Origin of the sequence: Xanthomonas sp. D-109 (assembly GCF_017746095.1) — a bacterium.
GTDB lineage: Bacteria > Pseudomonadota > Gammaproteobacteria > Xanthomonadales > Xanthomonadaceae > Xanthomonas_A > Xanthomonas_A sacchari.
Map to the genome: position 1 here is coordinate 26,681 of NZ_JAGHWV010000016.1, position 26,826 is coordinate 53,506.

A 26,826-nucleotide genomic window follows, 5' to 3' on the forward strand; every position below is an offset into this window, starting at 1 on the left:
ATCCCGCAGTGTGTAGAAGACCGCAGAAAACACGCGCTCCCTAGGTCGCCTTCGAGGCATCCGTTGCAGAAGAGCTTGAACCCCTGCGCTTTTTTGTTCGTCGCGTCGGGACTGAAGTCCCTCCCACAATTGGGGGTGCATGCCGCCATGGCGGTGCATCTGCTGCGTCAGGCGCAGCAGATGCACCGTCTGGCGTCAGGCAGGTTGGCTGATCTGCAAGGCGGCAGGCGCTCAGGCCGGAAGCGCCAGGTCGTCGATCATCGCGCGCAGGAAGCGCGCGGCCTCGCCGCCGGTGCAGGCGCGGTGGTCGAAGCTCAGCGACAGCGGCAGGATCTTGTGTGTCTCCACGCCGCCCATCACCGGCACCAGCTGATGGCGGGCGCGGCCGGCGGCGACGATGGCCACGCACGGCGGCACCACGATCGGGGTGGCGTAGCGGCCGGCGAACATGCCGAAGTTGGACAGCGAGATCGTGTAGCCGCTCAGTTCCGAAGCCGGGATGCTGCGCGCCTCCACCTGTTGGCGCAGGCGGTTGATGCCTTCGCGCACGCCACGTGCATCGAGCATGTCGGCGTTGCGCAGGGCCGGCACGAACAGGCCGTCGTCCGTGTCCACGGCGATGCCGATGTCCACGTGCGCGTGCAGGGTGCGGGTCAGCGCCTCGCCGTCGAACCAGGCGTTGAGCGCCGGCACCGCCTGGCAGGCGGCGACGATCGCGCGCACCAGGCGCCCGGTGGTGTCGTTGCCCGGCGTCCATGCGTGCAGGTCGGCATCGTCGTTGAGCGTGGTCAGCACCACCTGGCGCTGCGCCTCGGCCATCACCCGGGCCATGTTGCGGCGCACGCCCTTCAGCGGCTCGGGCTGGCCCTGCACGGCCACGCCCGGCGGCTGCGTGCGCATCGGCTTGCCGGCGGCGGAAAGCGGGGTGCGCGCGGGCGCCGCTTGGGGTGGGCGGGCTGCCGTAGGAGCGGCTTCAGCCGCGACGGCTGGACTGCGTAGGGGCGCGGCTGAAGCCGCTCCTACGACGGCGCCGGCTTTCGCCGAGCCATCGGCCGCGGCCTGCTTGACGTCGGCGAGGGTGACCGCGCCGTCGGCGCCACTGGCGCGCACCCGGCCCAGGTCCACGCCCAGCTTCTTGGCCAGGGCCCGCACGGCCGGCATCGCGCGCACGCCGCCGACCGACACGGCTTGTTCGCTGTGCACGGTGTTGGAGCTCTGCATCGCCCCGACCACGGTGCCGGCATCGTCGCGCTCGCCGGCGGCCTGCGCGTTGTCGGCGTCGTGCAACTCGCCGCCGTCGTCGGAGGCGACCACGCGGTCGTCGGCCGCGGCGGTGTCCGCACCGGCGCCCTTGCCGGACGCGGCCGGCGCCGCGCCGCCGTGGTGATGGCCGGTGTCCTGGCCTTCGGCGCGCTGCGGCAGGTTCGGGTCGGGTGCGAACTGCGCCAGCATGCTGCCGGTGACGACGATGTCGCCCGGCGCGCCGGCCAGCTTCAGCACCTTGCCGGACACCGGCGAGGGCACTTCGACCACCGCCTTGGCGGTTTCCATCGACACCAGCGGCTCGTCCAGCCGGATGGTGTCGCCTTCCTTGACGAACCACTCGACGATGGTCGCGTCGGGCAGGCCTTCGCCCAGGTCGGGCAGATTGAAATTCTTGGTTTGGCTCATGTGGTCTCTTCCAGCAGTTCCAGGTCGCGTGCCGGCAGCCAGCCCTGCGTGCCGTCGGCGCGCTCGGCCCACCACCAGTCGCCGTATTCGTGATGCAGGACGACGGTGTCGCCCTGCGCGGCATCGAGTTCGCGCGCGTCGTAGTCGCGCAGCGCCACGGCATGGCCGTCGCCGGTGGGCTGCAGCCAGGCCAGCGGCGCCCAGCCGGCGCTGCCGGCGGCACTGGTGATCCAGACGAACGCGGGCCACTCTTCGTCGCGCACGCCCAGCGCGATCCGCTCGCCGGCGGCGATGCGGATCGGATGCGGATAGGCGGCGCGGTAATCGCTGATCAAACGTGCCTGCATATCAACCCGCGGCCATCGCCCGTTTGGCCGCCGCGACGATCTTGTCGGTGCTCGGCAGGTACTTCATTTCCAGACGGAACAGCGGGATGTGGGTGTCGTAGCCGGTCACGCGCTGCACCGGCGCGACCAGGTCGTACATCGACTGCTCGGCCAGGCGCGCGGCGATCTCGGCGCCGAAGCCGGCGCTGCGCGGGGCTTCCTGCACGATCACGCAGCGGCCGGTGCGCGCCACCGATTCGGCGATGGTGTCGAAGTCCAGCGGACGCAGCGTCGCCACGTCGATCACTTCGGCGCTGATGCCGTCGGCGGCGAGCCGGTCGGCCGCCTCCAGCGCTTCCTTGACCTGCGCGCCCCAGGCGACCAGGGTCACGTCGGTGCCGTCGCGCAGCACGAAGCACACGTCCAGCGGCAGCGCCTCGCCGTCGTCGGCGACCACTTCCTTGTACTGCCGGTAGATACGCTTGGGCTCCATGTAGATCACCGGATCCGGCTCGCGGATCGCCGCCAGCAGCAGGCCGTAGGCGCGCTGCGGCGAGGACGGCAGCACCACGCGCAGGCCCGGCACGTTGGTGAAGATGGCTTCGTTGGCTTCGCTGTGGTGTTCCGGCGCGCGGATGCCGCCGCCCCACGGCACGCGCAGCACCATCGGGCAGTGCAGGCGGCCGCGGGTGCGGGTGCGCAGGCGCGCGGCGTGGCAGATCAGGTGATCGACCATCGGGTAGACGAAGCCGTCGAACTGCGCTTCGGCCACCGGCTTCATGCCCTGCGCGGCGAGGCCGACGCTGAGCCCGGCGATGGTGGTCTCGTCCAGCGGGGTGTCGAGCACGCGCTGGGCGCCGAAGCGTTGCTGCAGGCCGGCGGTGGCGCGGAACACGCCGCCGTTGACGCCCACATCCTCGCCCAGCACCAGCACCGACGGGTCGTGCTGCAGTTCCCAGGCCAGCGCCTGGGTCACCGCTTCGATCAGGGTAATGGGCGTGCTGGTCATCGGGCTGTCTCCGCGCGCGGTGGCGGCGCTGTGGGCGGTGCCGGCCGCAGACGCGGCCGCGTGGTCGGCGAGGCGGGGGCTCAACTCATCCATGGCGCTGCTCCAGGGCGATGGCCTCGGCGCGCTGCGCGAGCAGGTCCGGCGGCGGGTCGGCGTACAGGTAATCGAACATGGCTTCCACCGGCTGCACCGGGGTCTCCAGGTAGGCGTTGAGCTCGATGTCGGCCAGGCGCGCGCATTCCTGCTTCCACGCCGCTTCCTCGTCCTCGCTCCACAGGCCCTGCGCGCTCAGCCAGGCGCGCAGGCGCAGCAGCGGTTCGCGTTCCCAGGCCTGCTTGACCTCGGCATCGTCGCGGTAGCGGCGCGCGTCGTCGGCGGTGGTGTGGTCGGACAGGCGGTAGGTCATGAACTCGATCACCGTGCCGCCCTGGCCGGCCAGCGCGCGCTCGCGCGCCTGGCGCATCGCCTCCAGCACCGCGATCAGGTCGTTGCCGTCCACCTGCAGGCAGTGCAGGCCGCCGGCCAGGCCCTTCTGCGCCAGGGTCTGCGCGCCGGTCTGCGCATTGCGCGGCACCGAGATCGCCCAGCCGTTGTTGATCACGCACAGGATCAGCGGCAACTGGTAGGCGCCGGCCGAGTTGAGCGCGGCGTAGAAGTCGGTCTTGGACGAGCCGCCGTCGCCGCAGGTGGCCACCGCCACCTGTTGCTCGCCGCGCAGCTTGAACGCCAGCGCGGCGCCGGCGGCGTGCAGGCACTGGGTGGAGATCGGCACGCAGATCGGGAAGTCGCGGGCGGCGTCGGAATCGCGCTGGTAGTCGTTGCCGCGCTCGTCGCCGCCCCAGTACAGCAGCACTTCGCGCGGGCGCACGCCGCGCATGAACATCGCGCCGTACTCGCGGTAGCTGGGCGCCAGCACGTCGCCGCGGCGCATCGACGCGCCGATGCCGACGTGGGTGGCCTCGTGGCCCAGGCAGGAGGCGTAGGTGCCCAGCTTGCCGGTGCGCTGCAGGGCCACCGCCTTGCTGTCGAAGGTGCGCACGTAGAGCATCTGCTTGAACAGCGCCAGCAGGGTCTGCGGGTTGGCCGAATCGGCCGGAAGCGCGTCGCGGACCGGCTGGCCGCCCGCGTCGAGGTACTGCAGGAACTCAATTTCGAACTGGGCGGCGATGGGCATGGCGATGGCGCTCTCGACAACAAGTTTCAAATGATATGAGTCGGCATGTTAAGGAAGCCGTGCACAAAAGCCGTCGTGCACCGCAGCACGCGGCGATGCCGTGTCGCACAAGAAAAGCGTGGTCCTCTCGCGTTGCCGATTGATGGCGTTGGGTATCGACGATGTTGCAGTGCGATGCGTGTCGTTCATCTGCGCGTGGGTGTCCACCGGTGGCGGTGGCAATGCCCCATTGCCGTGCGCATGCCAGAGAGCGGGCGCCTCGAAAAGGACAGAAGACAGGGCGTGCGTGCGCGCCCCGGAGCACCGCGTATCGCTGGCGCGCGCATGCAGCTTGTCCCGTAGGAGCGGCTTCAGCCGCGACGGGCGTGACCGGGAATGCCCCATCGCGGCTGAAGCCGCTCCTACGCGATGGCGCTGTCGGCAACACGTGACCAGCGCCGGGTTGGCCTTGCCCCAAGCAAAAAGGGCGTGGCCTCGCGGCCACGCCCTTGCACTTGCACCGCTTGCCGCGATCAGCGGCCGAACAGGCGCAGCCCCTCCACATAGGTGCTGAAGCGCGCGCTGTTGTCGCTGGGATCGGCATCGGCCGAGGTCGAGCCGGCGCTGGCGCCGATCACGATCTGGCGGTCGGCCGGCAGCGGCCGCGTCGCCAGGCTCAGGCGGAACGCGGCGCTGGCGCCCGGCGCCAGCTCGGCGCCGCTGCGGCACTGGAAGCGCGCGCTGCGCAAGCCGTGGTTCTGCCGCACGCACTGCCAGCCGCGCGGCGGCACCAGCGCGGTGAGCGCCGACAGGGTGCTGCCGTCGATCTCCAGGCTGGCGCCCTGCACCGGCGCATTGCCGTGGTTGCGCACGTCGATGCGGTAGTCGGCGAAGAACGCCAGGAACGGCAGCGTGGCCGGGCCGTCGATCGAGACCGCCAGGTCGCCGGCCGGACGCGCCTGCACCGCCACCGTGGTGCTGCCGCCGTTGTCGCCGGGGTTGGGGTCCTCGGTCTGCGAGGCCACCGACGCGGCCAGGCTCAGGCTGCGCCCGATCAGGGCGGCGCCGGCCGGCACCGCCACCTCGAAGCGCGGCGTGGTGCCGGCGGCGAACTGCGCGGTGCTGCAGGTGACCACGGTCTGCGCGGCCACCTCCGGCGCGGCGCAGTCCCAGCCCGGGGCGGCGGTCACGCTCGGGGTCACCGCCGCGTCCAGGGCGAAGGCGACCGCGGCGGCGCGCGCCGCGTCCGGACCGGCATTGGCCAGGTCCACGCTGTAGCGGATGGTGTCGCCGGCGTAGACCGAGGCGTTGGCGGCGCTCACGCGCAGGCTCAGGTCGGCGCGCTCCAGCGGCTTGAGCTTGATCAGCACCACCGCCGGGTCGTGGTCGGACAGCCGCGCCGGCGAGTTGGCGTCGTTGCGGGCCACGGCCGGGAAGTCGGCGTTGAGCCGTGCGTGGGCTTCGCTGAGGCCGGCGATCTGCGCCGAGCGCATCAGCGCGCGGTTGGCCAGGATGTGGTCCAGCGACTGCACGTTGCCGTCGTAGGCGTAGGAGTAGCTCTGGTCCGGCGTCGACAGCAGCGTAAGGTTGTACAGCGCCGGATCGACCAGGGCGGCGCCGTCGCCGGGCACCACGGTCTGCGCGTCCGCCGCCGGCAGGCCGGTGATGGTGCCCATCGCATCGACGTAGCCGTCGTTGAACTCGAAGGCGTTGAAGTCGCCCATCACCAGCAACTGCTCGCTGGGATCGGCGGCCTGGCGCGCCTGCAGCAGGTTGGCCAGGAACACCGCCTGCGCCTGGCGCTTGGCGCGGATGCGCTGGCCGCTGGCGTCGTCGGTCTCTGCGCCGTTGAGCGAACGCTGGTGCACCTCGACCACGGTCAGCGGCAGCGCGCGGCCGTCGGCGAAATGCACCACCGCCTTCAGCAGCAGCGGCGGGCGGTCGTTGAGCAGGCTGACGGTGCCGCTGGGCTCGGTCCAGGTGGTGGCCTTGCCTTCCTGGCTCACCGAGACCACCTCGACGCGGGCGATGCCGGCGCCGACCTGCGCGGTCTTGACCAGGAAGCCGACGTCGATGCCGCCCACGTCGTTGCCTTCCTGCAGGTAGGCCACGTACTGCGGATCGGGCTGGCCGGCGGCCACCGCATCGCGGTTGACGCGGTCGGCCAGGGTCTGCAACACGCTCAGGTTCTCGATCTCCACCGTGCCGAGGATGTCGGGGGTGTTGAGGTAGTTGCGGATCGCCAGCGAGGCCTTGTTGAGGCGCGCCTGGTAGGCGGCCGCGGTCAGCACCGGTTCGCCGATGGCCGGATCGTTCTGGTCGTCGAAGAAGCGCTCCATGTTGTAGGTGGCGATGTTGACGTCGTCGGCCTGCGGCGCCGGGGCCGGCTTGGGCTGGTCGGCGCCGTTGCACTGCACGGTGGGCGCGGTTTCCGGATAGATCGTGTAGCGGCGGAAGCTGTAGTCCAGCGGGCCGCTGACGCCGAGCACGGTACAGCCGGCGGCCACGTCGATGCGCTCGCCGCCGAGGCCGGCGCTGCCGACCGCGATCACCTGCGGGCTGGTGTTCCAGCGCGGCACATCGCTTGGCGAGCCGGCCGGCAGCGCGTCGGGCTGCTGCACGCCGGCGGTGCGCCAGGCGCGCGGCAGCCCGGTGACCACGGCATGGAACACGCCGTTGCTGGTCGCGCTCGCGTTGGTCTCGTTGACGTTGCCCAGGGTCGGGGTGTTGACGGTCAGGCTGGGCACGGTGACGCGCATGCCTTCCAGGCGCTCGAGCTGGTCGTAGGCGCCGTTCGGGTCGGGGAAGCGGGTGGTCAGCTCGACCGCGGCCGGCAGCGGGTTGCCGGTGGACTGCAGCAGCACCGTCGGCGAACTCAGTTCGGTCAGCGGCGGCTGGCTGGGGTCGGTGCTGGGCACGTATTCGACCACCGTGGCCTGCACCCGCACCGCGTTGCCCACCGCGGCCTCGGCCGGCGGCGCGCTGCCGGTGTAGACGTAGATGCCCTCGGAGGTGAGCGGGTCGGCGTCGGCCTGGGCGTCGGGCGTCTGCAGGAAGAAGCCGGCGCTGCGCCGCGCGGTGACGATGCCGCTGGTGGCGACCACCTGGCCGACCAGCGGCGAGCGCGCGCCGCTGCCCTGGATGCTGTGGATCGGCACCAGGTTGAAGTCGTCGTTGAGGATCACCCCGCTGGCGGTCAGCGTGGCCGGCAGCGCGCCGCTGACCCCGCTGATGTCGAGGTAGAAGGTTTCGTCCGGTTCGTTGCTGGTGTCGCCGTTGACCAGCACGCGTACCTCGGCGCTGCTCTCGCCGGCCGCGATGGTCACCTGGGTCGCGGCCAGCGCCTGGTAGTCGCTGCCGGCGGTGGCGGTGCCGTCGCGGGTGGCGGCGGTGAAGGTGACGCCGGCGCTGCCGGCCGGCTGGCTCAGCGTCACCGTGAACACGAACGCGGTGCTGCCGCTGTCGCCTTCGGCGCGGCTGACGTTGGCCACGCTGGCCACCGGCAGGTTGCCGCCGCCGCACAGGCTGACCGGCGCGGCGCTGTTGCGCGGGGTCGGTGCGCCGGTGGCGAAATCGGCGTTGTTGTTGTCGCTGTCGCTGCAGCCGCCGTTGCCGCGCAGCACCGCCAGGGTGTTGCTGGGCGCGGCGGTCGGGGCGCTGCCTTCGGCGCAGCTTGCGCTGCTGCCGTAGCCGACGAAGTCGGCGTTGCCGGCCGGGCAGGCGCCGCTCAGCGCTGCGCTGCTCTTGCTCAGCGCGATCTTGCCGGCGGTGCCGCTCATGGCGATGGTGCCGGTGGCGTCGGGCGTGGGCAGCGCTGTGCTGCCGCCGCTGCCGTCGGCCTGCTTGACCAGGTAATAGCCGCCCGGCGCGATGCTGCCGCTGAGCGTGGTGACCTGCCAGCTGCTGCCGGCGGCCGAGGCGTACTGCACCGACCAGCCGGCCAGGCTCACCGCCTCGCTGCCGTTGTTGTGCAATTCGACGAAATCGCTCTTGTAGGTGGCGCCGCTGTTGCCGCCACCGCCATAGACCTGGCTGATGACCACCTGGGCCTGGGCGTACCCGGCACCACCCAGCGCGCACGACAACACTGCAGCTCGAAGCAGCATGGTTCGCATGAACAAGATCTCCCCAATCCTTGAAGACGTGGACTTAAGAGTGGCTAACGAAACGTAGCGAGCAGTCGCCAGGTGGGTGCGGACGGCGCGGAGGAACCGCAGTGTACGAGTGGTACATGAGGATTCCGAGCACCGTCCGCGCCCGCCTGGTGGCTGCGCAGTAGTTTGGTTAGCCGCTCTTACGCAGATGAACTGACGGCGCCCCCCAGGCACCGCCGACGATTGTGCAGGAGTTTGACAAGGTGTGCTGACCAATGTGTGACATTCGTCGCTGCGGTACCCTTGCCGGCCCGGAACGCCCACGCCGCCCATGCCCGTCGAACAGAACCAGCGCCCGCTCGAAGCCGGCATCCACACCGACCTGGAAGGCCGCCTGACCTACGGCGGCTACCTGCGCCTGGACCGGCTGCTGTCGGCGCAGCAGCCGCTGTCGAACCCGCCGCACCACGACGAACTGCTGTTCATCGTCCAGCACCAGACCTCCGAGCTGTGGCTGAAGCTGCTGGCGCACGAGCTGGGCGCGGCGATCGCGCACCTGCAGCGCGACCAGGTGTGGCAGTGCCGCAAGGTGCTGGCGCGCAGCAAGCAGGTGCTGCGCCTGCTGACCGAGCAGTGGTCGGTGCTGGAGACCCTGACCCCGTCCGAGTACATGGGCTTCCGCGACGTGCTGGGCCCGTCCTCCGGGTTCCAGTCGCTGCAGTACCGCACCATCGAATTCATGCTCGGCAACAAGAACGCGCAGATGCTGCCGGTGTTCGACCACGACCCGCAGGGCCAGGCGGCGCTGCAGGCGGTGCTGGAAGCGCCCAGCCTGTACGAGGAATTCCTGCGCTACCTGGCCCGCTTCGGCCACGCGGTGCCGGCGCCGTACCACGCCCGCGACTGGCGCCAGCCGCACGTCAGCGACCCGCTGCTGCGGCCGGTGTTCGAGCGCATCTACGAGAACACCGACCGCTACTGGCGCGAGTACGCGCTGTGCGAGGATCTGGTGGACCTGGAGACCCAGTTCCAGCTATGGCGCTTCCGCCACATGCGCACGGTGATGCGGGTGATCGGCTTCAAGCGCGGCACTGGCGGTTCCAGCGGCGTCGGCTTCCTGCAGCAGGCGCTGGCGCTGACCTTCTTCCCGGAACTGTTCGAGGTGCGGACCTCGGTGGGGCTGGAGGGGCGGGACGCGGGCATTGCCAACGCGGTGGCAGGGCAGGGGCCGTCCTCGCAGTAGCCGACCGCGCCGCTGACGATCGGCGCCGCCACGGCATGTTCGCATGCAGCAATCAACGCGGCTGCGGCGGTCGTCGTTTCGCCGCCAGGACGGCGGTTCTGCGGGGTCTGCGCCTGGACATTGCGGCATCCGGGCCGTCGAGGATTTGACGCCACGCCGTCCCTCGGTGATCCTCGCCCGTTGCCCGGCCTTGCCGGCCGCACCGCCCCAGCCCATCCTGAATACGCAAGGGAACACCGCATGAGCGTTGACGTCGTCGCGTCGAACAACCCCGCCTCACCGCAACCGCCGTCAGCGCAACCGCCCGAATTCAAGACCCTGCTGGGGCATCCGCGTCCGCTGTGGCTGCTGTTCATGACCGAGTTCTGGGAACGCTTCGCGTTCTACGGCATTCGCTGGGCGCTGACGTTGTACATCGTGTCCGAGTTCTACCAGGGCTCCGGCGCCGGCGAGGCACCCGCCAACAAGCTCTACGGCGCCTATCTGGCGCTCGTCTACGCGTCGGCGCTGTTCGGCGGCTTCGTTGCCGATCGGTTGATCGGCTATCAGCGCTCGCTGTTGATCGGCGCCGTGGTCATGTCGGTCGGCCTGTTCCTGATCGCGGTACCGAACCAAGAGGTGTTCAAGATCGGCTTGGCCACGATCATCGCCGGCAACGGCCTGTTCAAACCGAACGTGTCCACCATGGTCGGCAAGCTGTATCCGCTCTCCGACCCGCGGCGCGATTCGGGTTTCACCATCTTCTACATGGGCATCAACGCCGGTGGTTTCCTGGCGCCGATCCTGACGGGGTTCCTGGCGGACAAGTTGTTCGGCAGCGAGGCGATGCCGGCCTACAAGTATGTCTTCATCGCGTCCGGCATCGGCATGTTGATCAGCCTGGTGTGGTTCTGGGTGGGGCGTCACCAGCTCGGCCCCGTCGGCAAGCCGCCGGTGGGCGGCGAAGGCATCGGACGTACCATCGGGGTGTTGGTTGCGACGCTGTTGGTGATCCCACTGGCTTACGGCCTGCTGCTCATCGATGCCGGCATCCTCGGCTGGATTCTGACCACCCTGTTCGTGGCGCTGTGCGCCATGATCCTGGTCGAGGGGATCCGCGAGGGCCGGATACCGCGCGACCGCTCGATCGCGATGCTGATCGTCTTCGTGTTCAACGTCATGTTCTTCATGTTCTTCGAGCAGGCGGGCAGTTCGTTCAACTTCCTGGCGCAGAACATCGTCGAGCGCGACCTGGGCGGCTGGATGTTCCCGGTGGGCTGGTTCCAGTCCGTCAACACGCTGGCGATCCTGGTGCTGGGGCCGGTATTCGTGTGGTTGTGGGTGGCGCTGAAGTCGGCCAATCCGTCGATTCCTCGCAAGTTCGGCCTGGGCCTGATCTTCAATGGTCTGGCGTTCGCGTTGTTGATGTACGCGCTGTCCTCGCTGGTCGATGGCAGCGGCAAGATTCCTTTCTGGACCTTGTTCATGGTCTACGTGATTCAGACCGTCGGTGAGTTGTGCCTGTCGCCGATCGGCCTGTCGATGACGACGAAGCTGGCACCGACCAAGGTGGTGGGCTTCGCGATGGGCGGTTGGTTCCTTTCCACGGCCATCGGCAACAACCTGTCCGGCATCTTCGCCGCGGGCGTCAGCGGCGAGAGCGGCATGACCGTAGAATCGGCGTTGAAGGGCTACACGTTCGGCTTCTGGGCCTTGCTTGGCTCGGGTGTGTTGCTGTTCCTGATCGCGCCGCTGATCAACCGACTGATGCACGGTGTGAAGTAACGTGAGGACCAAGCAATGGCGATGAACAAGACGATCTGCGCTGCCCTGGCGGCGATCCTGGCCCTGGCTGGCTGCAGCCAGACGCCGCCGCCCGACGATCAGGCGCCGGCCAAGCCGCTGGACACCTCGGTGCAGAAGCCGCCGGTGGCCGATCCCAACCAGCCGGTGGCCTCGGGCAATACCCCGGCCGCCGCCGACATCGCCGCGGCCAAGGCGCTGGGCGCGCAGTTCGATCCGCAGCGCAACCCGGCCGACGACCTGGAGACCGCCATGGTCGAGGCCAAGCGCGGCGGCAAGCGCATCCTGCTCGACGTGGGCAACGAGGCCTGCGACTGGTGCCACACCCTGGACACCTTCATCGAGGGCGATGCGGAGCTGCGCAGCTTCCGCGACGCCAACTTCGTCTGGGTCAAGGTCAACGTCAGCGACGCCAACAAGAACGAGGCGTTCATGGCGCAGTACCCGAAGATCGTCGACTTCCCGCACCTGCTGGTGCTCGACGCCGACGGCAAGCTGCTGCACTCGCAGATACTCGCCGACCTGCAGAAGGGCAAGGACTACGACCGCAAGAAGTTCTCGGACTTCCTCAAGGAATGGGCGCCGCCGAAAGCCTGAGCGGCGGCGACGCCTGGTTTTTTCGTAGGAGCGGCTTCAGCCGCGACCGGGGCACTCGGAATGCCTGGTCGCGGCTGAAGCCGCTCCTACAATAGTTTTTAAGGCCTGCCTTTCGCGGCCCCCGGCGCCTCAGCGCCCGGTCATGCTCGGCAGGCCCTCGGCCGCCAGGCGGTCGATCAGCCGGTTCAGCAGCCGCTGCTCGTCCTCGCTGAAGGGCGCCAGCAGGCGCCGCTCGCACTCCAGCACCATCGGCGCCACCACCTGGTACACCTCCACCCCGGCCGCGGTCAGGTGCAGCACCGAGCGGCGGCGGTCGTCGCCATGGGTCTCGCGCTGGATGAACCCGCGCTCCAGTTGCCGCGCCACCGCCCGGCTCACCGCCACCTTGTCCATCGCGGTGCGCTCGGAGACCTCGCCGGCCGACAGGCCCGGATACAGCGCCAGCACCGCCATCACCCGCCACTCGGTCACCGCCATGCCGTAGCGCTCGCCGTAGACGCGGGCGATGTTGCTGCTGATGCGGTTGGACAGCACGCTGATCCGGTACGGCAGGAACCGTTCCAGATCCAGGGAGGGCGAGTCGGGCGTCGGGGCGGGCGTGGCGATCGTCATGCTGCATTGCACCTTGCTGGTGGTTTCACTTGTAACTATAACGGAGGATACTACGGTCCATTCTCGCGAGTCTGGCGCCCGTCCGCATCCGAAATTTCGGCCCGGCCGCCGCGACTCCCCCCTCCAGGAGACGCGTCATGAATGCACAAGCGCAGCATCCGTCGCAGCCGACCAACCTCGGCATGCAGGTCACCACCTTCGAGAACCCGATGGGCATCGACGGTTTCGAGTTCGTGGAATTCGCCGCGCCGGCCGGGCAGGGCGAGCAGTTGCATGCGTACTTCCGCAGCATGGGCTTCACCGCGGTGCTGCGTCATCGCCAGCGCGCGATCACCGTGTACCGCCAGGGCGGGGTCAACTTCCTGGTCAACGAGGAACCGGACTCCTTCGCCGCCGACTTCGCTGCCGCGCACGGCCCCTGCGCCTGCGGCTTCGCGATCCGCTTCCGGCACCCGGCCGACGAGGTGTTCGCCAAGGTGCTGGAGAACGGCGGCGAAGCCATCGCCGACAAGGCCGACACCCGCGCGGTGCCGGCGCCGGTGGTCAAGGGCATCGGCGACTGCATGCTGTACCTGGTCGACAAGTACGGCGAGAAGGGGTCGGTGTACGACGGATTCGAGCCGGTGCCCGGCGCCGAGCAGCATCCGGCCGGCTTCGGCCTGACCTTCATCGATCACCTGACCCATAACCTGTACTTCGGCAACATGCAGCGCTGGTCGGACTACTACGAGCGCCTGTTCAACTTCCGCGAGATCCGCTACTTCGACATCAAGGGCGCCAAGACCGGGCTGGTGTCCAAGGCGATGACTGCGCCGGACGGCGTGGTGCGCATCCCGCTCAACGAATCGTCGGACCCGAAGAGCCAGATCAACGAGTACCTGGACGCCTACCACGGCGAAGGCATCCAGCACATCGCCTGCTTCACCGACGACATCTACGAAACGGTCGAGCGCATGCGCGCGGCCGGCGTCGAGTTCCTGGACACCCCGGACACGTATTTCGACGTGATCGACCAGCGCATTCCCAACCACGGCGAGGACGTGGCGCGGCTGGCGCGCAACAAGATCCTGATCGACGCCGACCCGGAGACCAAGCAGCGCAAGCTGCTGCAGATCTTCACCCAGAACTGCATCGGCCCGATCTTCTTCGAGATCATCCAGCGCAAGGGCAACGAAGGCTTCGGCGAAGGCAACTTCCAGGCGCTGTTCGAGAGCATCGAACGCGACCAGATGAAGCGTGGCGTGCTCTGAGGGATGAAGGCGAGCGGAGGCTGACGGCCAGGCGAAGCCGGCAGACGCTGACAGCGCAGCGCGGAGACTTCCGACAGCCGGACTAGCCCCTCTCCCATCGGGAGAGGGGTTGGGGTGAGGGTACGGTGGGGTCATGGAACTCAAGCCGCCATTGCCCACCGCCACATTGAGAAACGCCCGCGGTTTGCGCCGTGACATGACCGATGCGGAAGGAAAGCTTTGGCGCCACCTGCGAAACGGAAGCCTGCTTGGCCTGAAATTCCGCAGGCAGCATCCAATGCCGCCTTACGTTGTCGATTTCTATTGCGAGGCGTTGAAGCTTGTCGTTGAGCTGGATGGCTCGCAACATTCGGAAGCGGTCGACGCTGAGCGAACGCGTTACCTGCAGTCGCAAGGAATGCACGTACTGCGTTTCTGGAACAACGATGTGATGCTGCAAGTTGATGCGGTCCTGCAGACGATTCTGTGCTTCGTCGGTGCCCGTACCCCTCTCCCGATGGGAGAGGGGCTTCACGCAGAAGAGCCCTCGTCATGAACATCCAACCCAACGGCTACATGTCCGGCTTCGGCAACGAATTCGCCACAGAGGCGGTGCCCGGCGCGTTGCCGGTCGGGCAGAACTCGCCGCAGCGCGTGGCCCACGGCCTGTACGCCGAGCAGTTGTCGGGCACCGCGTTCACCGCGCCGCGCGGCGTCAACCGGCGCAGCTGGCTGTACCGCATCCGCCCGGCGGTGATGCACGGCGGCTTCGTCGCCTACGACCGTGCCGGCGCGTTCCACAACGACTTCCAGCGTGGCCCGGTGCCGCCGGACCAGCTGCGCTGGAGCCCGTTGCCGCTGCCGGAGATGCCGGTGGACTTCGTCGATGGCCTGTACACGATGGCCGGCAACGGCTCGGCCGAGGCGCAGCATGGCGTGGCGGTGCACCTGTATGCGGCCAACGCGTCGATGCAGGGCCGGTTCTTCTACAACGCCGATGCGGAACTGCTGTTGGTCCCGCAGCTCGGGCAACTGCGCCTGTGCACCGAACTGGGCACGCTGGAAGTGGCGCCGCAGGAAATCGCAGTGATCCCGCGCGGCGTGCGCTTCCGCGTGGAACTGCCCGATGGCCCTGCGCGCGGCTACGTGTGCGAGAACTTCGGCGGCCTGCTGCGGCTGCCCGACCTGGGGCCGATCGGCGCCAACGGCCTGGCCAACCCACGCGACTTCCTCACGCCGGTGGCCGCCTACGAGGAAGACGAGGGCGAGTTCGAACTGATCGCCAAGTTCCAGGGCCATCTGTGGCGCGCGCCGATCGGGCATTCGCCGCTGGACGTGGTCGCCTGGCACGGCAACTACGCCCCGTACAAGTACGACCTGCGCCGCTTCAACACCATCGGCTCGATCAGCTTCGACCATCCCGATCCGAGCATCTTCACCGTGCTGACCGCGCCCAGCGACACGCCGGGTACCGCCAACATGGATTTCGCCATCTTCCCGCCGCGCTGGCTGGTGGCGCAGCACACCTTCCGCCCGCCCTGGTTCCACCGCAACGTGGCCAGCGAGTTCATGGGCCTGGTGCGCGGCGTCTACGACGCCAAGGCCGACGGCTTCGCCCCGGGCGGCGCGTCGCTGCACAACTGCATGAGCGGACACGGCCCGGACGCGGCCACCTTCGACAAGGCCTCGCAGGCCGATCTGTCGCGGCCGGACGTCATCGCCGACACCATGGCCTTCATGTTCGAGACGCGGGCGGTGCTGCGCCCGACCGCGCAGGCGCTGGACGCCGCACATCGCCAGCGCGACTACCAGCAGTGCTGGCAGGGCATGCGCCGGCACTTCCGCGCGCCCTGAGCGCGCACCGGCGCGGCGGCGCTGCTCAGGCCGCCGCTGAGGCAACCGCTGCCGCGGACGGAATCGTGGCGCTCAGGCGGCCTCCGCCGCGGTCGCCAGCGCGTCGTGCAGCGATGCCGGCAGGATCTCCAGCACGCGCTCGCGGATGCGCTGCGCGTAGCGCTCGGAGGTCATCTCCGGCATCGTGCGCAGCGCCAGTCCGATCGCGCGCAGGGTGTCGTGTTCCTCGCGCGCAGCGCGCAATTGCTGCTGCAGCGCTGGCGAGGCCGGATGGCGCTGCAATTGCAGCAGGTCCAGCAGATACATGCGCGCATTGAGCAATGCGCGGCGTGGGTCGGCCGGTGGTGGAGGGGCGCTTGTCGCCACCGGCGCGGCGGCGCTGCTGCGGCCGTCGTCCAGATAGCCCTGCTGCAGCAGCCCCTGCACGATCGCATCGGCCCCGCGGCCGCCCAGCGTCGCCAGTTCCTCGAGGCTGCGCTGGCCGTCGGCCAGGATCAGCACGCGTCGCTGGCGCATGTCCAGCGGCGCATCGTGCGATTGCAGTGCCGCAAGGGCGAGGGCGGTCTTGCGCGGATGCATGGCGGCGGGGTCGGTAGGCGCGCAGCTTGGCGCGCAGCGGTGAAATGCCGATGACAAGGGCGATGCGCTGGCGTGTCGGTGCCGGCAAGCGACACGCCGTCGACGTGGTCGAACGCCTGGTCCGGGACGCGGTGCTCGGCCGCACTGGTCTGGCAGTGTGTCGCCGCTGCCGTGCAGGGCGAGGGCATGCACGCTAGCCTATGCGCTGGTCCAGCGAGGAAGTGCGATGAAGCCGATTCAACCAGGCGTGGTGGTGCTGCTGCTCGCGCTCGCCGCCTGCGACCGGCAACCGCCCGCGCCGCCGGCCGCGCCTCCTGCACCGTCCGCGCCGGCTCCGGCTCCGGCGCCCGCCGCAGCCGACGACGGCGCCCTGCCGCCGCCCGACATCGACCAGCCCGATGGCGACGTGCCGCCGGCGCAGGCGCCGGCCTCGGCGTTGCCGCCGGAGTTGGCCGCGGGCGACCGGCAACTGGCGCGCATCGACGGCTACGGCGACCTGCGCCTGGGCATGCCCGCGGCGCAGGCGCGCGCGGCCTGGGGCGGCGAACTCGACGGCCAGCCCAGTGCCGGCAGCAGTTGCTACGTGCTGCGTCCGCGCTGGGCCAAGGGCAACCACCAGTTCGGCCTGATGGTCGAAGACGACACGCTGGTGCGCTACGACGTGCGCACCGCCAAGGAAACCGCGCCCGGCGGCGGCAAGGTCGGCATGGACCTGGCGCACCTGCGCGCGCTGTACGCCGGCCGCCTGGAGGAGCAACCGCACAAGTACGTCGAAGGCGCCAAGGTGCTGCGCGTGCGCAGCGAAGCCGGCCAGCGTGGAGTGCTGGTGTTCGAGACCGACGCGGCCGGCAAGATCGTCGCCTGGCGCGTGGGTTTGCCGCCGCAGGTGGATTACGTGGAAGGGTGTGGCTGAAGGGCTGGGAATAGGGAATCGGGAGTGGGGAATGGGAAGAGCATGAGGGTCGAGTGACTGAGGCAACTGGTGCCGCTTTCGCCTCAGTGGCGCATGACCGCTCTTTGCTCTTCGCTTTTCCGATTCCCCATTCTCTATTCCCGATTCCCGGCCTTCAGGCCACCCGCAGCTGCCGGCGCTCGCGCCGGCGCGCGCGACGGGCGTACCAGCGTTCGCGCAGGCAGGAGAAGATCACGTACAGCGCCGGGGTGCTGAGCAGGGTCAGGCTCTGCGAGATCAGCAGGCCGCCGATCATCGCGATGCCCAGCGGGCGACGCAGTTCCGAGCCTTCGCCCAGGCCCACCGCCAGCGGCACCGCGGCCAGGATCGCCACCATCGTGGTCATCATGATCGGGCGGAAGCGCACGATGCAGGCCTCGCGCGCCGCCTCCAGCGGGGTCTTGCCGTGCTCGCGCTCGGCGACCAAAGCGAAGTCGATCATCATGATCGCGTTCTTCTTGACGATGCCGATCAGCAGCACCAGCGCGATCATCGAGATCACCGACAGTTCGGTGCCGGTGACCCATAGCGCCAGCAGCGCGCCCATGCCGGCGGCGGGCAGCGTGGAGAGGATGGTCACCGGGTGCACCAGGCTCTCGTAGAGCATGCCCAGCACGATGTAGACCACCACGATCGCGGCCAGCACCAGCACCAGCATCGAGTTCGGCTGCAACTGCACGCCGAAGCCGCCGCCGTCGGCGATGCGGATGTCGCCGGGCATGCGCAGCCCGGCCACGGTGGCGGCGATGATCGCATCGCCTTCGCCGGTGCTCACGCCCGGCGCCAGGTTGTAGCTCAGGTCCATGGTCGTGTACTGGTTCATGTGGCTGATCTGCGACGGCGCCAGGCCCGGGACCTGGCGCGCCACCGCGGTCAGCGGGATCATCGTGCCGCTGCGGGTGGGCACGTAGATGCGGTCCAGCGCCGCCGGCGTGGCGGTCTGGTCCGGCAGCGCGTTGACCACCACGCTGTACTGGTTGAGATCGGAGTAGATGGTGGAGATCTGGCGCTGGCCGAACGCGCCGTACAGCGCGCCGTCGATGGCGCCGATCGACACGCCCAGGCGCGCGGCCAGGGCGCGGTCGATCACGATGTTCTGGCGCAGGCCGGCGTTGTCCACGTCGGTGCCGACATCGCGCAGCTTGGGGTTCTGCTTCAGCGCGGCCTGCAGCTTGGGCAGCCACTCCTGCAACTGCGCGTTGTCGTTGCCCTGCAGCGAGACGCGGTACTGCGCGCCCTGGCTGGTGCCGCCGCCGCCGTCGCTGGGCAGGTCCTGGATCGCGCGCAGGCGCAGCTGCAGGTCGGGGTAGCGGTCGGCCTTGGCGCTGAGCCGCGCCAGCACCTGCGCGGTGGTATCGGTGCGGCCTTCGTCGCGGCGCTTGAGCTCGATGTTGAAGCTGGCGCTGGAACCCTGGCGGCTGCTGCCCAGGCGCGCGCCGACGATCTTCACCGCCGGGTCGGACATCAGCATGTCGGTGATGCGGCGCTGGCGGGTGACCATGTCGGCGAAGGACACGGTGGCGCTGGAGGTGGCGCGGCCCCAGATCAGGCCGGTGTCCTGCGCCGGGAACGAGCCCTTCTGGACCGCACCGGCCAGGAACACCGTGGCCGCGATCAGCAGCAGCGGGGTCAGCGCCAGCAGCAGCGCATGGCGCAGCGAAAAGTCCAGGGCCACGGTGTACACGCGCAGCATGCGTGCGTGCATGCGCTCCAGCCACGCGCCGAAGCGGCCGGGTTGTTCCGGCTCGGCGTGCGCGGACAGGAAGCGGCTGCACAACGCCGGGGTGAGCGTCAGCGAGACCACCGCCGACACGCAGATCGCCGCCACCAGGGTGACGGTGAACTCGCGGAAGAACACCCCGATCATGCCGCTGGCGAACAGGATCGGAATGAACACCGCCACCAGCGAGGCGGTGATCGAGACGATGGTGAAGCCGATCTCGCGCGCGCCGGCCAGCGCCGCGTCCAGCCGCGACATGCCCTCGTCGAGGTGGCGCATGATGTTCTCGATGACCACGATCGCATCGTCGACGACGAAGCCGATCGCGATCACCAGCGCCAGCAGGCTCAGGTTGTTGAGGGTGAAGCCCATGACGTACATCGCCAGCGCCGCGCCGGCCAGCGACAGCGGCACGGTGGCCGCGGCGATCAGCGTGGGCGCCAGCCGGCGCAGGAACAGCGCCATGGTCAGCACCACCATCGCCAGGCTGATCATCAGCGTGGCCTGCACCTCGTTGAGCGAGGCGCGGATGGTCGGGGTACGGTCGAAGTACGCCGTCATCCTGGTGCCCGGCTGCAGGTAGCTGCGCAGCATCGGGATCTCGGCCTTGACCCGGTCCACCGTCTCCACGATGTTGGCGCCGGCACGGGTGAACACGTACATCACCACCGCCGGCTTGCCGCCGAACCAGGCCGCCTGGTAGGCGTCCTGCTGGCCGTCGTAGACATTGGCGATGTCGCGCAGGCGCACCGCGCGGCCCTGCTGCTGGCTGATCACCACCTGGCCGAAGTCGGCGGCCTTGGCCACCGCGTCGTTGGCGACGATGGCCGTGGTGGTGGCGCCGTCGCTGAGAAAGCCGGTGGGCGAGGTGACGTTGGCCGCGCGCACCGCATTGCGCAGGTCGTCCGGGGTCAGGCCCATGGCGTTGAGCGCGCGCAGGTTCACGTCCACCCGCACCGCCGGGGTGGAGGCGCCGCCGATGTCCACCGAGGCCACGCCGGTGATCTGGCGCAGGCGCTGCGCCAGCAGCGAATCGGCGACGTTGTACAGCTCGTCGGCCGACTGCGTGTCCGAGGTCAGGGCGATGGCGATGACCGGGTCGTCGTTGGGATTGGCCTTCTGGTAGCGCGGCGTGGCCAGGCCGGAGGGCAGGTCGGCCTGTGCGGCGTTGATCGCGGTCTGCACGTCCTGCGCCGCCGAATCGATGTTGCGGCTGCTCTGGAACACCATGAACACCTGGCTGTTCCCCTCCGAGCTGGAGGAGCGCATGGTGTCGATGCCGGGCACCTGGCCCAGGTGCCGCTCCAGCGGCGCGGTGACCGTGGCGGCCATGGTCGAGGCGTCGGCGCCGGCCTGGCTGGCCTGCACGAAGATCACCGGGATCGAGATGTTCGGCAGCGCCGCCACGCCCAGGCGCAGGTAGCACATCATGCCGATCACGAACAGGCCGATGGCCAGCAGCGCGGTGCCGATGGGACGGCGGATGAAGGGCGCGGAGATGTTCATGGGGCCGGGATTGGGGAATGGGGAATCGGGAATCGCAGTGCGCGCCCGGTGTCAGTCGTTCGAGGATCCGGCATGGAGTGAACGAGTCGGCAGCGCGCGGACTCGGCGCTTTCCGATTCCCGCTTTCCGATTCCCGATTCCCGGCCCCTCACGCCCGCCCCTCCGCTGCCGTCGCGTGCCGCGCCGCACGCCGTTCACGCCAGGCGCGTGCGCGTTCGGAGGCGCGTTCCATGTACAGGTAGATCACCGGGGTGGTGTACAGGGTGACCAACTGCGACAGCAGCAGGCCGCCGACGATGGAGATGCCCAGCGGGCGGCGCAGTTCCGAGCCGATGCCGTCGCCCAGCGCCAGCGGCAGCGCGCCCAGCATCGCCGCGGCGGTGGTCATCATGATCGGGCGGAAGCGCAGCAGGCAGGCGCGGCGGATCGCGTCGTGGGCGTTGGCGCCTTCGCGGCGTGCGTCGATCGCGAAGTCGATCATCATGATCGCGTTCTTCTTGACGATGCCGATCAGCAGCACGATGCCGACGATGCCGTCCACCGACAGGCTCAGCCCGCACAGCATCAGCGCCAGCAGCGCGCCGACGCCGGCCGGCGGCAGCGTGGAGATGATCGTCAGCGGGTGGATGTAGCTCTCGTACAGCACGCCCAGCACGATGTAGATCAGCACCACCGATGCCAGCAGCAGCCACACCACGTCGGTCTGGCTGCCGGTGAACTCGGCGGCCTTACCGATGAACTCGGCATGCAGCTGCGGCGGCAGCTGCAGCTGCGCGCGGGTTTCCTCGATCGCCGCCACCGCCTGCGACAGCGAGTAGCCCTGCGCCAGGTTGAACGACACGGTCACCGCCGGCAGCTGCTGCTGGTGGCTGACCACCAGCGGCGTGGTCGACTGCTTGGCCTCGGCCACCGCCGCCAGCGGCACGGTGCCGCCGCTGCCGACGGTGATACCGGTGTTCTGCGCGCCGATGCCGGTGGCGGTGGAGGAATTGCTGGAGGTGGTCTGGCCGAAGCTGGTGGCGTTGCTGGCGGTCAGCGCACCGCTGCCGTTGCTGGCCACCGCCAGCTGGTTCAGCAGCGCGGTGCTGGTGCGGAACTCCGGCGCCACTTCCAGCACCACGCGGTACTGGTTGAGCTGGGTGAAGATGGTGGAGATCTGGCGCTGGCCGAAGGCGTCGTACAGCGTGTCGTCGATGGTCTGCATCGGCACGCCGAGGGTGCTGGCCTTCTCGCGGTCCACGTGCAGTTCCAGCGCGCGGCCCTGGTTGGCCAGGTTGTTGTCCACGTCGGCCAGTTCCGGGCGCTTGCGCAGCGCCTCGGTCAGGCGCGTGGCCTGGGTCGCCAGCTCGGCGCTGTCCACGTCCGAGAGCGAGTACTGGTATTCGGTGGCGGCCACGCGGGTGTCCAGGGTCACGTCCTGCACCGGCTTCAGGTACAGCGCCACGCCCGGCAGCCCGGCCACCGCCTTCTGCAGCCGCGGCAGCAGGTCTTCCAGGCTGTCGCGGTCGCTGCGCGGCTTCAGCACGATGCTGAGCTGGCCCTGGTTGAGGGTGGGGTTCATCGAGCCGGCGCCGATGAAGGCGGCCACGCCGGTCACCGCCGGGTCGCGTCGCAGCGCCTCGGCCACCGCCTGGGTGCGCTGCTCCATCTGCGGGAACGCCACGTTCTGGTCGGCCTGGACCACGCCGGTGATCAGCCCGGTGTCCTGCTCGGGCAGCAGACCCTTGGGGATCACCACGTACAGCAGCACGGTCAGCACCATGGTGGCCAGCGCCACCAGCAGGGTCAGCTTCTGGTGGCCCAGCACCCAGTCCAGGCTGCGCTCGTACACGCCGACGGTGCGCGACCATAGCGTGGTCTTGCCGGCCGCCGCGGTGCGCTCGTGCGCGTCCTCGCCCTCGGGCAGGGCGTCGGGCTTGAGCAGGTAGGCGCACATCATCGGCGTGAGCGTCAGCGACACCAGCATCGAGATCACCACCGCGATGCTCAGCACCCAGGCGAACTCGTGGAACAGGCGGCCGGTGACGCCGGGCATCAGGATCAGCGGCAGGAACACCGCCACCAGCGACACGGTCAGCGACAGCACGGTGAAGCCGATCTGGCGCGCGCCGATCTCCGCCGCCTCGCGGCCGCTCTTGCCCTGCTCGATGTAGCGCACGATGTTCTCGATCATCACGATCGCATCGTCGACCACGAAGCCGGTGGCCACCACCAGCGCCATCAGCGACAGGTTGTCCAGCGACATGCCGGCGAAGGCCATCACCGCGAAGGTGCCGGCCAGCGACAGCGGCACCGCCACCGACGGGATCACCGTGGCCCACAGCCGGCGCAGGAACACGAAGATCACCGCCACCACCAGGCCGATGGTCAGGATCAGGGTGAACTTGACCTCGTGCACCGAGGCGCGGATGGTCTCGGTGCGGTCGGAGAACACGTCCAGGTGCACGCCGGCCGGCAGCACGCCCTGCAACTGCGGCAGGATCGCGCGGATCTGCTCGACCGTCTGCACGATGTTGGCGCCGGGCTGGCGGCGCACTTCCAGCAGCACCGCCGGCTTGCCGTCGGCCCAGGCGGCAAGCTGGTCGTTCTCCACCCCGTCCACCACCTTGGCCACGTCCGACAGCCGCACCGGCGCACCGTTCTTGTAGCTGATGACGGTATCGCGGTACTCGGCGGCGCTGGACAGCTGGTCGTTGGTACCGATGCTGTAGGACTGGGTCTTGCCGTTGAGCGAGCCCTTCGGCGCGTTGACGTTGGTCTGGGTCAGCGCGCTGCGCAGCGCCTCCAGGGTCAGGCCCATGTTCGACAGCTGCGCCGGATTGACCTGGATGCGCACCGCCGGGCGCACGTTGCCGGCGATCGACACCAGGCCCACGCCCGGTACCTGCGACAGGCGCTGGGCCAGGATCGAGTCGGCGTAGTTGTTGACCTCGCGCAGCGGCAGCGTGTCGGAGCTGAGCTTGAGGGTGAGGATCGCCGCATCGGCCGGGTTCACCCGGTTGTAGACCGGTTGGTAGGGCAGCGACGAGGGCAGGGTGGCCTGGCGGATCGCCGCCTGCACGTCCTGCGCGGCGATGTCGATGTCGCGGTCCATCGCGAACTGCAGCACGATCGTGGACAGGCCCGCCGACGAGTCGGAGGTCATCATCTGCAGCCCGGAGATCTGCCCGAGCTGCCGCTCCAGCGGCGTGGTCACCAGCGAGGCCATGGTGCTGGCGTTGGCGCCGGGATATTGAGTGGTCACCACCAGGCTGGGCGCGTCGATTTCCGGCAGCGCCGACACCGGCAGCTGCCGGTAGCCGAGGATGCCGAGCAGCAGCACGCCTGCCATCAGCAAGGTGGTGGCGATCGGGCGGCGGATGAAGATCGTCGAAAAGCCCACGGGGAGATCCTTGCTGGTGAGAGTCCGGCGCGGCCGCGTCGGCTCCGGGAGTTACGGCGAAATCAGCGGCGGCCGTGGCCCGGCGCCGCGATCGCGGCACTGGTCGGGAACGCCGCCTGCGGGCGACCCGACGAGTGCCGGCCGCGCGGACGCGGCACGGCCGTCGCCGGCGTGCGCGTCACGCTCAGCGTGGCCCGCCGCCGCCGCCGCGGCGTCCGCCGCCGCGCTGCTGCTGCTTGCCCTCGGCGGCCTTCAGTTCGGCCTCGGTCGGCTCCGGCGGCGCCTCGCCCGGCTTCAGCGCGTTCACCTTGGTGCCGGGCTTGAGCCGGAACTGGCCTTCGGTGACCACCCGCTCGCCGGCCTTCAGGCCCTCGGTCAGCTGCACGTGGCTGTCGCCCACTTCCGCGCCCTGCTTCACCGTCTGCATCTTGACCGTGTTGTCGGCCTGCACCACGTACACGTAGTCGCCGTTGGGTCCGCGCTGCACCGCCTGGGTCGGCACCACCACCCCGTCGGGTACGGTGCGCAGGGTCAGGCGCACGTTGACGAACTGGCCCGGCCACAGCGCACGGTCGTTGTTCGGGAACACCGCGCGGACCTTGAACGTGCCGGTGTCGGCGCTGATCTGGTTGTCGATCACGTCGACCTGGCCGTCGCTGGCGATGGGGTGGGCGTCGGTGCGGTCCAGCGCGGTCACCGGCAGCGGCGCCGCCGCCTGTGCCTGGCGCACGTCCTGCAGCTGGATCTCGGGCAGGTTGAAGGTCACGTAGATCGGGTGCACCTGGGTGATGGTGACGATGGTGCTGCTGGTGCTGACGATGTTGCCCACGTCCACCCCGCGGATGCCGGCGATGCCGTCGTTGGGGGCGAGGATGCGGGTGTACTGCAACTGCACCTGCGCAGCGCGCATCTGCGCGTCGTTGGCGGCGACGGCCGCCTCGTACTGCGCCACCTGGTTGCGCTGGGTGTCCAGGTCGGTCTTGGCCACGTACTGGCGGTAGGCCGGCGAGTCGGAGCGCTGGAAGGTGGAGCGTGCGGTGGCCAGCAGCGCCTGGTTCTGGCGCTTGCTCGCCGCGGCCTGGTCGTAGCTGGCCTGCAGCGAACGCGGGTCGATCTGCGCCAGCAGCTCGCCCTTCTTCACTTCCTGGCCTTCGCGGAAGTTCAGGCTCATCAGCTGTCCGCCGACCTGCGGGCTGACGGTGACGGTGCTCAGCGCGGTCACCGTGCCGGTGGCGGTGGCATAGATCGGCACCGTCTGGCTGCTCGCGGCGACCACCGTCACCGGCACCGGCGTGTTGTCGCCGTCCTCGCCCGTGCCGTCGCCGCCGCCACCCTTGTGATGCCCGCCGCCGCGCATGAAACGCATGCCCACCAGCACCACGGCCACCGCTGCGAGGATCAGCAGCGCAATCTTCCAGAAACGCGACATCCGGGGAAACTCCTGTGGCGAGGCGGGGTGGGGGACCCTCCCGCAGTGGCTGGTGCAAACGGTCGCGAAAGCATATCGCCGGCGCGTTGCGATTGGACCATGACTGAAGGGACAGACCCCGCGGGCGGGCAAGGCCGGTCGTTCGTTCTCGCAACGCACCGGCGGCGCATCGGTTGACACGGATTCGCAAGGGTTTTTTCCCCGCAGCGGGATCCGTGGCCGCCCCCTGCCGGCCGCCGATGCACTACAGTGACTGAACGCCCGTTGCGTCCCGATCTGGAGCCCTGCCATGCCGCGCCTGTCCCGCCTGCTGTCCGCCCTGCTGTTCGCCGTCCCCGCCCTGGCCTGGGCGCAGAGCGCCGAGCGCCCGGAGGTGACGGCCGCGGCGGCCAGGCTGCAGGCCAAGGTGGTGGAGTGGCGGCGCGACTTCCACCAGCACCCGGAGCTGTCCAACCGCGAGGAGCGCACCGCCGCCAAGGTCGCCGAGCGGCTGCGCGCGCTGGGCCTGAAGCCGCAGACCGGCATCGCCCACCACGGCGTGGTGGCGATCGTCAAAGGCGCGCTGCCCGGGCCGAGGATCGCCCTGCGCGCGGACATGGACGCGCTGCCGGTGACCGAGCAGACCGGCCTGCCGTTCGCCTCCAAGGCCACCGGGCAGTACCGCGGCGAGACCGTGGGGGTGATGCACGCCTGCGGCCACGACGCGCACACCGCGATCCTGCTCGGCGTGGCCGAGGCGCTGGTGGCGATGCGCGCGCAGTTGCCGGGCGAGGTCATGCTGGTGTTCCAGCCCTCGGAGGAGGGCGCGCCGGGCAACGAGGAGGGCGGCGCCTCGCTGATGCTCAAGGAAGGCCTGTTCCGCGACTTCAAGCCGCAGGCGATGTTCGGCCTGCACGTGTTCTCCAGCGTCCAGGCCGGCAAGATCGCGGTGCGCGGCGGGCCGCTGATGGCCGCCTCGGACCGCTTCAGCATCAAGGTGATCGGCCGCCAGACCCACGGCTCGGCGCCGTGGAACGGCATCGACCCGATCGTGGCCAGCGCCGACCTGATCGGCACCGCGCAGAGCGTGATCAGCCGCCGCGCCAACCTGTCCAAGCAGCCGGCGGTGCTCAGCTTCGGCGCGATCAAGGGCGGCATCCGCTACAACATCATTCCCGACGACGTGGAGATGGTCGGCACCATCCGCACCTTCGACGAGGGCATGCGCCAGCAGATCTTCGCCGACCTCAAGACCGTGGCCGAGCACACCGCTGCCGCGCACGGCGCCAAGGCCGAGGCGCACGTGCCCGACCAGGACGGCAACCCGGCCACGGTCAACGACCCGGCGCTGACCGCACGCATGCTGCCCAGCCTGCAGGCGGTGGTCGGCGCCGGCAACGTCTACGAACCGCCGCTGCAGATGGGCGCGGAGGATTTCTCGTTCTACGCGCAGCAGGTGCCGTCGATGTTCTTCTTCGTCGGCGCCACCGGCCCCGGCATCGACCCCGCGACCGCGCCCAGCAACCACTCGCCGCAGTTCCTGCTCGATGAAACCGCCCTGGACGTCGGGCTGCGCGCGATGCTGGAGGTGTCCTTGGATTATCTGGGGATGAAGCGGGAGGCCTGAAGGGCTGGTGGGAACTCGTAGGAGCGGCTTCAGCCGCGACGGGCGTTACCGGGAAGGCGGTCGCGGCTGAAGCCGCTTGTGT

Annotated in this window: 18 protein-coding genes and 1 other RNA gene; 8 read left to right on the top strand and 11 right to left on the bottom strand. The window is 69.5% G+C overall.

Translation table 11 applies throughout. The features are described from left to right. Positions 1-231: 231 nt before the first annotated feature. The 6 genes from J7357_RS16155 to J7357_RS16180 all read right to left on the bottom strand — a co-directional run bounded on the left by J7357_RS16155 (position 232) and on the right by J7357_RS16180 (position 8,392). The gene (locus tag J7357_RS16155) at positions 232-1,671 is read right to left on the bottom strand and encodes a dihydrolipoamide acetyltransferase family protein (protein ID WP_209248059.1); all 1,440 of its coding nucleotides are present in this window, start codon (positions 1,669-1,671) and stop codon (positions 232-234) included. Next, positions 1,668-2,018 (bottom strand): SH3 domain-containing protein, encoded by a 351-nt coding sequence (locus J7357_RS16160; protein ID WP_209248061.1) that lies wholly within the window; start codon positions 2,016-2,018, stop codon positions 1,668-1,670. Before J7357_RS16160 ends, J7357_RS16155 begins: the two co-directional genes overlap by 4 nt. A 1-nt stretch (position 2,019) precedes the next feature. Continuing rightward, positions 2,020-3,099: an alpha-ketoacid dehydrogenase subunit beta gene (locus tag J7357_RS16165; RefSeq protein ID WP_152240084.1), complete on the bottom strand. Its 1,080-nt coding sequence runs from the start codon at positions 3,097-3,099 to the stop codon at positions 2,020-2,022. Further along, positions 3,092-4,180, bottom strand: coding sequence for a pyruvate dehydrogenase (acetyl-transferring) E1 component subunit alpha (gene pdhA / locus J7357_RS16170; protein WP_209248063.1), 1,089 nt, complete (start codon positions 4,178-4,180; stop codon positions 3,092-3,094). The genes J7357_RS16165 and pdhA overlap by 8 nt, the downstream gene beginning before the upstream one ends. Before the next feature lie 512 nt (positions 4,181-4,692). Continuing rightward, positions 4,693-8,274, bottom strand: a complete 3,582-nt coding sequence (locus tag J7357_RS16175; protein WP_209248065.1) for a lamin tail domain-containing protein — start codon at positions 8,272-8,274, stop codon at positions 4,693-4,695. A gap of 42 nt (positions 8,275-8,316) precedes the next feature. After that, positions 8,317-8,392, bottom strand: a non-coding RNA gene (locus tag J7357_RS16180) — sX9 sRNA. A gap of 192 nt (positions 8,393-8,584) precedes the next feature. On the opposite strand from J7357_RS16180, the gene J7357_RS16185 reads away from it, so the two are divergent. From J7357_RS16185 to J7357_RS16195, 3 genes are all read left to right on the top strand, one after another. Next, the gene (locus tag J7357_RS16185; protein ID WP_209248067.1) at positions 8,585-9,496 is read left to right on the top strand and encodes a tryptophan 2,3-dioxygenase family protein; all 912 of its coding nucleotides are present in this window, start codon (positions 8,585-8,587) and stop codon (positions 9,494-9,496) included. 240 nt (positions 9,497-9,736) lie between these two features. Next, positions 9,737-11,260, top strand: a complete 1,524-nt coding sequence (locus tag J7357_RS16190; RefSeq protein ID WP_010341300.1) for an oligopeptide:H+ symporter — start codon at positions 9,737-9,739, stop codon at positions 11,258-11,260. 15 nt (positions 11,261-11,275) lie between these two features. Next, complete coding sequence (locus J7357_RS16195; protein ID WP_019800686.1) at positions 11,276-11,875, top strand: thioredoxin family protein; 600 nt, start codon at positions 11,276-11,278, stop codon at positions 11,873-11,875. A 129-nt stretch (positions 11,876-12,004) separates the two neighbouring features. Here J7357_RS16195 and J7357_RS16200 read toward each other — a convergent pair whose 3' ends face one another. Beyond that, positions 12,005-12,487: a MarR family winged helix-turn-helix transcriptional regulator gene (locus J7357_RS16200; RefSeq protein WP_010341302.1), complete on the bottom strand. Its 483-nt coding sequence runs from the start codon at positions 12,485-12,487 to the stop codon at positions 12,005-12,007. A gap of 182 nt (positions 12,488-12,669) precedes the next feature. On the opposite strand from J7357_RS16200, the gene hppD reads away from it, so the two are divergent. From hppD to hmgA, 3 genes are all read left to right on the top strand, one after another. Beyond that, the gene (hppD, locus tag J7357_RS16205; protein WP_010341303.1) at positions 12,670-13,737 is read left to right on the top strand and encodes a 4-hydroxyphenylpyruvate dioxygenase; all 1,068 of its coding nucleotides are present in this window, start codon (positions 12,670-12,672) and stop codon (positions 13,735-13,737) included. 133 nt (positions 13,738-13,870) lie between these two features. Next, positions 13,871-14,272 carry an endonuclease domain-containing protein gene (locus J7357_RS16210; protein WP_209248069.1) on the top strand — a complete coding sequence of 134 codons (402 nt, stop codon included), beginning with the start codon at positions 13,871-13,873 and terminating at the stop codon, positions 14,270-14,272. Continuing rightward, complete coding sequence (gene hmgA / locus J7357_RS16215) at positions 14,269-15,570, top strand: homogentisate 1,2-dioxygenase (RefSeq protein ID WP_209248071.1); 1,302 nt, start codon at positions 14,269-14,271, stop codon at positions 15,568-15,570. Before J7357_RS16210 ends, hmgA begins: the two co-directional genes overlap by 4 nt. A gap of 72 nt (positions 15,571-15,642) precedes the next feature. On the opposite strand, the gene J7357_RS16220 is transcribed toward hmgA, so the two are convergent. Next, a complete protein-coding gene (locus J7357_RS16220; RefSeq protein ID WP_209248073.1) occupies positions 15,643-16,149 on the bottom strand; it encodes a hypothetical protein in 507 nt (168 codons plus the stop codon). 226 nt (positions 16,150-16,375) lie between these two features. On the opposite strand from J7357_RS16220, the gene J7357_RS16225 reads away from it, so the two are divergent. Next, positions 16,376-17,062, top strand: a complete 687-nt coding sequence (locus J7357_RS16225) for a lectin (RefSeq protein ID WP_209248075.1) — start codon at positions 16,376-16,378, stop codon at positions 17,060-17,062. Positions 17,063-17,216: 154 nt separating this feature from the next. On the opposite strand, the gene J7357_RS16230 is transcribed toward J7357_RS16225, so the two are convergent. From J7357_RS16230 to J7357_RS16240, 3 genes are all read right to left on the bottom strand, one after another. Beyond that, complete coding sequence (locus tag J7357_RS16230) at positions 17,217-20,327, bottom strand: efflux RND transporter permease subunit (RefSeq protein ID WP_209248077.1); 3,111 nt, start codon at positions 20,325-20,327, stop codon at positions 17,217-17,219. A 148-nt stretch (positions 20,328-20,475) separates the two neighbouring features. Then, positions 20,476-23,709: an efflux RND transporter permease subunit gene (locus J7357_RS16235; protein WP_010341586.1), complete on the bottom strand. Its 3,234-nt coding sequence runs from the start codon at positions 23,707-23,709 to the stop codon at positions 20,476-20,478. 184 nt (positions 23,710-23,893) lie between these two features. Continuing rightward, entirely contained in the window at positions 23,894-25,138 is a 1,245-nt protein-coding gene (locus J7357_RS16240; RefSeq protein ID WP_209248079.1) for an efflux RND transporter periplasmic adaptor subunit, read from the bottom strand. A 289-nt stretch (positions 25,139-25,427) separates the two neighbouring features. Here J7357_RS16240 and J7357_RS16245 point away from each other — a divergent pair, with 289 nt between their 5' ends. Beyond that, positions 25,428-26,744, top strand: a complete 1,317-nt coding sequence (locus J7357_RS16245; RefSeq protein ID WP_209248081.1) for a M20 family metallopeptidase — start codon at positions 25,428-25,430, stop codon at positions 26,742-26,744. Positions 26,745-26,826 lie beyond the last annotated feature (82 nt).